Source organism: uncultured Succinatimonas sp. (assembly GCF_905203285.1).
GTDB lineage: Bacteria > Pseudomonadota > Gammaproteobacteria > Enterobacterales > Succinivibrionaceae > Succinatimonas.
The window spans coordinates 1-7,663 of sequence record NZ_CAJKVK010000090.1; the positions used below are offsets into that span (position 1 = coordinate 1).

The 7,663-nt window shown below is 42.6% G+C and carries 7 protein-coding genes; 2 read left to right on the top strand and 5 right to left on the bottom strand.

Annotation, left to right across the window (positions count from 1 at the left end):
- Window positions 1-58 precede the first annotated feature (58 nt).
- Genes QZ019_RS08345 through potA form a run of 3 tightly spaced genes read right to left on the bottom strand, consistent with a single transcriptional unit; the run spans window position 59 to window position 3,154 of the window.
- Window positions 59-940, bottom strand: a complete 882-nt coding sequence (locus tag QZ019_RS08345; protein WP_294566670.1) for an ABC transporter permease subunit — start codon at window positions 938-940, stop codon at window positions 59-61.
- Window positions 927-1,913 carry an ABC transporter permease subunit gene (locus QZ019_RS08350; protein WP_294566668.1) on the bottom strand — a complete coding sequence of 329 codons (987 nt, stop codon included), beginning with the start codon at window positions 1,911-1,913 and terminating at the stop codon, window positions 927-929. The genes QZ019_RS08345 and QZ019_RS08350 overlap by 14 nt, the downstream gene beginning before the upstream one ends.
- A 14-nt stretch (window positions 1,914-1,927) precedes the next feature.
- A complete protein-coding gene (gene potA / locus QZ019_RS08355; protein ID WP_295484124.1) occupies window positions 1,928-3,154 on the bottom strand; it encodes a polyamine ABC transporter ATP-binding protein in 1,227 nt (408 codons plus the stop codon).
- 288 nt (window positions 3,155-3,442) lie between these two features.
- On the opposite strand from potA, the gene QZ019_RS08360 reads away from it, so the two are divergent.
- Entirely contained in the window at window positions 3,443-4,648 is a 1,206-nt protein-coding gene (locus QZ019_RS08360) for an iron-containing alcohol dehydrogenase (protein ID WP_295484127.1), read from the top strand.
- 57 nt (window positions 4,649-4,705) lie between these two features.
- Here QZ019_RS08360 and QZ019_RS08365 read toward each other — a convergent pair whose 3' ends face one another.
- Entirely contained in the window at window positions 4,706-5,725 is a 1,020-nt protein-coding gene (locus tag QZ019_RS08365) for a peptidoglycan DD-metalloendopeptidase family protein (RefSeq protein ID WP_295484131.1), read from the bottom strand.
- A 134-nt stretch (window positions 5,726-5,859) separates the two neighbouring features.
- Window positions 5,860-6,129, bottom strand: coding sequence for a hypothetical protein (locus QZ019_RS08370; RefSeq protein ID WP_294566658.1), 270 nt, complete (start codon window positions 6,127-6,129; stop codon window positions 5,860-5,862).
- 62 nt (window positions 6,130-6,191) lie between these two features.
- Between QZ019_RS08370 and QZ019_RS08375 the strand changes: the two genes are divergently transcribed.
- The gene (locus QZ019_RS08375) at window positions 6,192-7,454 is read left to right on the top strand and encodes an SLC13 family permease (protein WP_295484133.1); all 1,263 of its coding nucleotides are present in this window, start codon (window positions 6,192-6,194) and stop codon (window positions 7,452-7,454) included.
- The last annotated feature ends 209 nt before the right edge of the window (window positions 7,455-7,663 follow it).

Sequence of the window (7,663 nt, forward strand, 5' to 3'; positions counted from 1 at the left end):
TAAAAATTAAGAGCTTTTTTCAGGTAAAAAAGAAGGTGACTTTTTAGTCACCCTCCTCTTAAATTTTTGAATGGAACGTACTTCTTTGCTGTTCAAGTTTGGCAGCTTTGGCAGCTTTAGCCGCATCGGAGGCCATGCGTTTTTGCTTTTTGACCATAGAAAGCCAAGCAAAGAACGTGAAGATCGATACGATAAGCACGATGATAGTGGCAAGCGCGTTGATTTCAGGAGACAAACCGCGGCGGACGCTTGAGAAAATAAGCATCGGCAAAGTGGTTGAGTCAGGACCTGCAATAAAGCTTGTTATTACCAGATCGTCCATTGACATGGTAAACGACAGTAAGAATGCGGCCACTTCTGCCGGCATAATGGCAGGTAAAATCACGGCAAAGAATACCTTGATAGGACCTGCGCCTAAGTCCATGGCGGCTTCTTCAATAGAGATATCCAGCTCTCGGAATCGTGATCTGATGACTACGGTAGTATAGGCTGAGCAGAATGTCACATGAGCAATCCAAATGGCAAATACTCCTCGGTCAGCAAACCACGGGATAAAGTCACCTAAGGTAACAAAGAGCATTAAAAGGGCAAGACCCGTGATGACTTCAGGAAGTACCATCGGAGCGGTGATAAGCAGGACGAACAAAGATTCTCCTGTAAAGGAACGTACTCTTACGAGCACGAATGCCGCTAAAGTTCCGATAACTACTGAAGCGCATGCAGTCATGAACGCGACAGTCAACGATATTAATACCGCATGACCGATTTGAGCGTCGGAAAACAGTTCGTAGTACCAGCGTAAGGATGCTTTAGTCCATACCGTTACCATCTTGGATTCATTGAATGAATAAATAATGAGCATCAAGATGGGCAAATATAAGAAAGTCAGAGCGCAGGCAAGGATCACGATGCGCGCTATGAAAGATTTATTTTTGCGCATAGAGTTTCTCCTGTTCTTTGCGTTCAATCTTATAGAACCAAACGATCGGGATCACTAAGATAATAAGCATGATGATCGCAACGGCTGATGCCAGCGGCCAATCACGGTTATTAAAGAATTCCTGCCACAGAATGCGTCCTATAAGGATCGAGCCTTTTCCTCCCAAAAGTTCAGGGATGACGTACTCACCGAGTGCCGGAATAAATACGAGCATGGATCCTGCGATAATTCCACTTTTTGTTTGAGGGATAAGGCTGTTAAAGAAAGTTTTAACAGGACGGCAACCTAGATCATATGAAGCTTCAATAAGTGAATAATCGACTTTCATAAGAGCCGAGAATAGCGGAAGCACCATATAAGGCAGATAGCAATAGGTGATGCCCACGTAAACCGCAAAATCGGTTTGCAGCATTTGTATCGGAGAGTCGATGATTCCTATACCCATTAAGATATCATTAATAAGACCGTCACGCTTCATGATGGTCATCCATGAGTAGATACGGACGACAAATGAAGTCCAGCTCGGCATAATGATAAGCATGAACAACACATTGCGTGCAGTTGGTTTACATGTCGCAAGAGCCCATGCAATCGGGTAACCAATAATAAGGCAGAAAAGGGTAGAAAGTCCCGCTACCTGTAATGATTTGACATAGGAACGGAAATAAGTCCCGTCTTCATCGGTAAAGATTGACGTGTAATTTTCAAGATGCAGGATGATTTGCATCGCTCCTTCCTCAAAAGTCACCAAAGGTGAATATGGAGGAATGGCAATCTCCGATACCGACAAAGATATTTTGAAGATGATCAAAAACGGCAACAGGAAAAATAAAATCATCCACAAATACGGGACGAGAATTAAAGCGTAGTCTCTCCATGTCCTGTTATGAGGCTTAGACAGCTTTGTCGGCTTTCTTTTAGCCTGAAAAGCTCGCCTGATAAAAGACATGTTGGCGCTAAAACCCGTAGACATACTTGCCTCCTATATTAAATGGTAAGGGCAATGCAGGATTCGGCGTCCCAGCTTAAATATACCTGATCGTCCCAAGTAGGAAGTCCTTGCTTGAAGCGATCAACGTTAGGCAGCGTCGAGGTGACGATACGACCGTCTTTAAGTCTTACGTAGTAAATGGAAATGTCGCCTAAATATGCGATATTTTCTACTACGCCGTGACACCAGTTGGTTTCTTCTTCGGGTTTTTCGTGTGAAATATAAATTTTTTCAGGGCGCAAAGCGATGGTAAGCGGCATGCCGTCGGCTAGGTCGATATCATGCTGCAGCTCGATAAGGTGCGAGAAATCATCGGCGCGCAGGAGAGACTGCGTGGCGTTTGATGAAATCAATGTGCAGTCAAATAAATTGACCGATCCGATAAATTCAGCGCAGAAGCGGCAGTTGGGGGTTTCGTAAATTTCACGAGGTCCGCCTATCTGAACGAACTGTCCGCGATCCATAATGGCAATACGATCGGCCATAGTCATGGCTTCTTCCTGATCGTGAGTTACCATAAGGCAGGTTACGCCTACTGAATTAATAATGTCTACTAGCTCAAGGCGCATCTGTTCGCGCAGCTTTTTATCAAGGGCGCCCATCGGCTCGTCAAGCAGCAGTACACGCGGTTCTTTGGCAAGGGAACGAGCTAAGGCAACACGCTGGCGCTGTCCGCCGGATAGTTGGAAGGGTTTACGATCCACGTAATCTTCCATGTGCACCAAGTGCAGCATTTTTTCAACGCGTTCTTCAATCTGGTTTTTAGGCAGGTGTTCCTGTTTTAGACCGAAAGCGATGTTCTGCTTTACAGTCATGTAAGGGAACAGCGCGTATGACTGGAACATCATATTAACAGGGCGCTTATAGGGAGGAACACCGATAAGCTCTTCACCGTCAAGTAGAATACTTCCTGAAGTCGGAGTTTCAAATCCTGCAAGCATACGCAAAAGAGTTGACTTTCCGCATCCTGAAGAGCCTAAAAGGGCAAAAATTTCGCCTTCATAAAGAGTTAGATTAACTTTATTGACGGCGGTAAACGCCTCAAACTCCTTAGTGATATCTTTGATTTCAAGGATCGGACGAAGGTTCTGTTCCGTAGGTGAGGGCTTATTACCCGGAAGTTCGCCCGGACGGTGACCGGCATTTTTTGCCGGAACGGCTGAATTGTTAGCAGAAGTAGCAACCGGCTGCTTGTCAGCCGTGCACTCAGGTGTATTTTCCACTGGTGCTTAACTCTCCATAACGCTGTTAAAAAACAGGTAGCAGACACTCCCGATTAAATATAATCGGGAAACTCAGATTGTTTCTTTCCGAAAGCTGACGGAAATTTAGGGCTATGATAATAAAAAAAAATAAAAATAAAAGCTTTTCAGATCTTTTTTTAAAAATAAATCAGTAAAAAAAATGAAATTTAAGCTGTTTTAACATTTTCATGACTTTGTTTTTACTGCCGCATAATTTTTGCAGGTTTGGTACAATGAAAACAGTGTGAGTATTTAAGTATAAAAACTATGGAATCTTTTGATTTTTTTAGAAGAACTAGAATTATTTTCGGTCAGGGATCAGATAACGAAGTAGGTCAGATAATCAAGTATCAGGGCGGAACGCGGGTTTTGCTTTTGCACGGAGAGAAGGCCGCGATAAAGTACGGAATAGTAGAACGAATAGGCAGAACTCTTGAGAGATCCGGTCTTAAATATTTCCCTATGGGAGGTATTAGATCCAATCCGCATATAGATAAAGTATATGAATGCGTTGAATTTTGCCTTAGCAATTCAATTGACTACGTATTGGCTGTAGGCGGCGGATCAGTAATTGATACGGCAAAAATTGTTTCTGCAGGAGTATTTTTTGACGGCGATATTTGGGATATGTTTGAAAAACACCGTGATCCCTATCGGTCATTGCCTTTAGGCTGTGTGGTCACGGTTCCGGCCTCAGGATCTGAATGTTCTAATTCAAGTTCTTTAATGCGTGAAAAAGACGGAAAAAAAGAGAAGCTTATTGCCTATAGCAATAGTTTTATTCCTGAATTTGCAATTTTAAATCCGGATTTAACTTTATCTTTATCCCCAAGAATAACCGCAAGCGGCTGTGTTGACATGATAAATCACGTGTTAGAGGGATATTTTTCAAACACGACGGGGGTTTTGTTGTCGGATAAATTGTGCGAAGCGATTTTATCAAGCATTATTGAATTACTTCCGCAGATTTATGAAGATCCGAACAATATTGATGCACGATCCAATTTGATGTGGGCTGCCACTTTATCTCATAACGACATTTGCTGCATGGGAAGAAGATCGGATAATGTAATCACCAAACTTGCCAATCAGCTGGTAGTTGAAAGGGATTGTCCTTTCGGAGATGCTTTGGCTGTTTTAATTCCTGCATGGATGGAGTATGTCGTGCAGTTTAACCCTCAGCGCGTAGCTCAGTTTTCAAATCGTGTTTTCGGAATAGCCATTAACTTTGAAGATCCTAAAATTACCGCATATGACGGTATAAATGCTTTAAGAGTTTTCTTTAGAAATGCCAAATTACCGAGCAATCTTATAGAGTTGGGGGTTAAAAGCGAGTCAATTGCGGATATTGTAAAAGCATTGGATTTAAAAGAAGGAAAAACTTTAGGATCTTTCGTTCCTCTTGACGCAGTTGCCTGTGAAGCGATTTTATCGCTTGCGGCAAATTACCGTGAGGGCAGGGATATTTTTTAAAAAAAGAATAAAGGCGGCTTTTAACTGTCAGGTAAAGCCGCATTTTGGTAAATCAGATCAGTTAACCGAAATCTCAGTGTTCGGCATGTAAATTAGAGCCAAACTTTTCATATCGGCTTTATATTTTTTAACCGTTTTAGCAAAAGCTTTTTGTTCTTTTTGTGATAGCAGCGGCTTTTTGGAAGGAGCTGACGGTAAATTAACCTTCATCGGATCCACAGGACGATTATTGACGTGGATTTCATAATGCAGGTGCGGTCCCGAGGTTCTGCCGGTGTTGCCGGATTTGGCGATAAGCTGCCCCAGTTTTACTTTCTGTCCTTTTTTTACATGGCGCTTTGAAAGATGCATGTAAACGGTCTTATAGCCGTTATTGTGCTCAATAATAATGTAATTGCCGGCTGCTCTTTGATAGCCTGAAAAATATACGGTTCCGTCTGCAGGTGCATAAACCGGAGTACCGATTGATGCTTTGAAATCAACGCCTTTATGCGGGCGGATAAGTCCGGTAACGGGATGTCTGCGAGAAGGGTTAAACGCAGAATTTACTTTAATTTCGCCGTTAATCGGAAAACGTCTGAAGGCTGTTGCAGGCTGTGGGGCGATCTCGCTTTCGCTGTAAAACTTGTTATTATTCTGATTACGGTAGAGTGCCAGATTGCCGTGATTCTTGGTTTTAAACTGCAAAGCATTTACTTTGGAGTTTTCTCCTTCATCGCTTAATAAAATGCGGAAAGAATCACCTGGTCTTAGGCGTGAGTAATCAAGTTTGTCCGCAAGGATCTGCTGAATCTGATGAATTTCCTTAGCTGAAAGACCGGCTCGTTTGGCGGCTTTATTAAACGTTTCGCCTTTTTTAAAAGAGCCGATAATCAGTTTTTGCTTGATTACCGGAGTTTCACCGATTTTGCTTCTGTCAGCCCCAAGCCTTATTTCATCGGAGCTTACGGCAGTAATCGTGGTCTTATAACGTGAGGAGGCGCTGCACACATTAACCGTGCCGACGCAAATAAGCGCTGATAACGCAAATACTCCCAACTTAAGTAAAGTCGGTTTTAAAAGTAAGTTTTTAGACATGCTTTTACTAAAAAAACCTAATAATAAGACCTGAAAATAAAAATATATTTTAAACCAAAACACAGGTAAAATCAAGGCATTGCGCCTTAATAGCGAAGAGGTAAATATTACGCTTAAAACATTTTTCTGTCGCTTTAAATGTTTAAGTAAAGTACAAATAGTATTTCGATAGCAATTACTGCAAGCAGCAGTGCCGTTACTGCAAAGCCCTCAAGACATATAGGATAACCTAAAGCCAAATATTCGCCGATTTTGCCTCTTATCGTGATGATATTTTTGCTTTGGCTGCGACGGAACCATAAATCACGTTTATCTTTTAGCAAAAAACGTGCGCTAATCGTCGTAATCAGAACTAAAGTAAAGCAAATCAAGATTTTAAATGGCGTAACTGTGAGATCTGTCATAACGAAAATTCCTGTTTGTGATTATAAATAATACTATAGCTTCAAGATTAAGGAGAAATGCCGTGGATCCCGCAATCATTACCTTAATTGTTCTTGCTGTAGTCGCGGTTTTATTCGTGACGGAGCTTATCCCTCTGGCCATAACTGCAATGGCTGCTCCTATTGCATTAGGCTGTCTTGGTGTTCTAAAGCCCAATGAAGTCTTTTCAGGTCTTTCCAATTCAACAGTAGTTCTCTTTGCCGGTATGTTCGTTGTCGGCGCGGCGATGCTTGAATCAGGATTGGCGCAAACGATAGGAAATTGGGTGGTTAAAAAGGTTGGAACAAAAGAAGTTCCTTTGATGGCATCATTGATGCTGGTTACGGTATGTATGTCGGCATTTGCATCAAATACCGGAACCGTAGCCTGTTTAATGCCAGTATTTATCGGTATCTGTGCCGCAGCGAAGATTCCGGTTTCTCCAATCTTAATGGGACTTGCGGTAGCGGCCAATACCGGCGGCACCATCACCATGGTCGGAACTCCGCCTAATATTATTGCCTCTGGTGCTCTTGAGGCGGCTGGAATCGCGCCTTTTACCTTGTTTGAATTTGCGTACGTCGGTATTCCTTTGTCGATAATGTCAATTATCTACATGATATTTATCGGACGCAAATTAGTACCTAAAAACATGGCGGATTTAGGCTCGGTTGAAGCAACTGACGGCATGTCCGGATCTCCGCGAGCTCGTATTTACTGCCTTGCTATTTTGCTTTATGTGATTTTAGGTATTTGTTTCGGAATTCCGGGTCTTACTGCGGAAATGGTGGCTATTTCAGGTGCGCTTTTGTGCGTGCTGCTTGGCTGCCTTACTGAAAGACAGGCCTATAACGGTATTGACTGGGTGACGATTTTCCTTTTTGCCGGAATGCTGCCTTTGGCTACCGCGCTTGACAAAACCGGAGCCGGTGGCTTGATCGCACATCATGTGGTAGGACTTGTCGGAAGTGATCCTTCCCCTATGATGTTTATGGCAGTTTTATTCTGTTTGTCATGCGGTTTGACGCAGTTTATGTCAAATACTGCAGCTGCCGCTCTTTTGTGTCCGATCGGTATTTCAATTGCCCAAGAAATGGGGGCGTCCCCGTACCCGGTACTGATGGCTATCGCCATTGCCGCTTCTTGTGCATTTACTACACCGGTTGCTACTCCGCCAAATACTTTGGTTTTAGGCCCTGGCGGCTTTAGATTTAAAGATTATATTTTTGTGGGAACTCCGTTAGTGGTTTTATCATTTATCGTATGCGTAGTGATAATTCCGATGGTATGGCCGTTTTTCCCTTAAGCAGAACAAAGCCGATTTAACAGTGTTAAATCGGCTTTAAATAAGACTAAAAATATGCTTTAAGGCTCATGTTTTAATTTATTTCATTGTTTTTGTGATAATTCTTAGTATAAAATTTTCTAGAATGTAAGAGACAACCGCGATCATCGCTAAGGAGAGTCATATGAATCCGCTTAACGTCATCAGAGGATTTGACCCCGATCTTTACG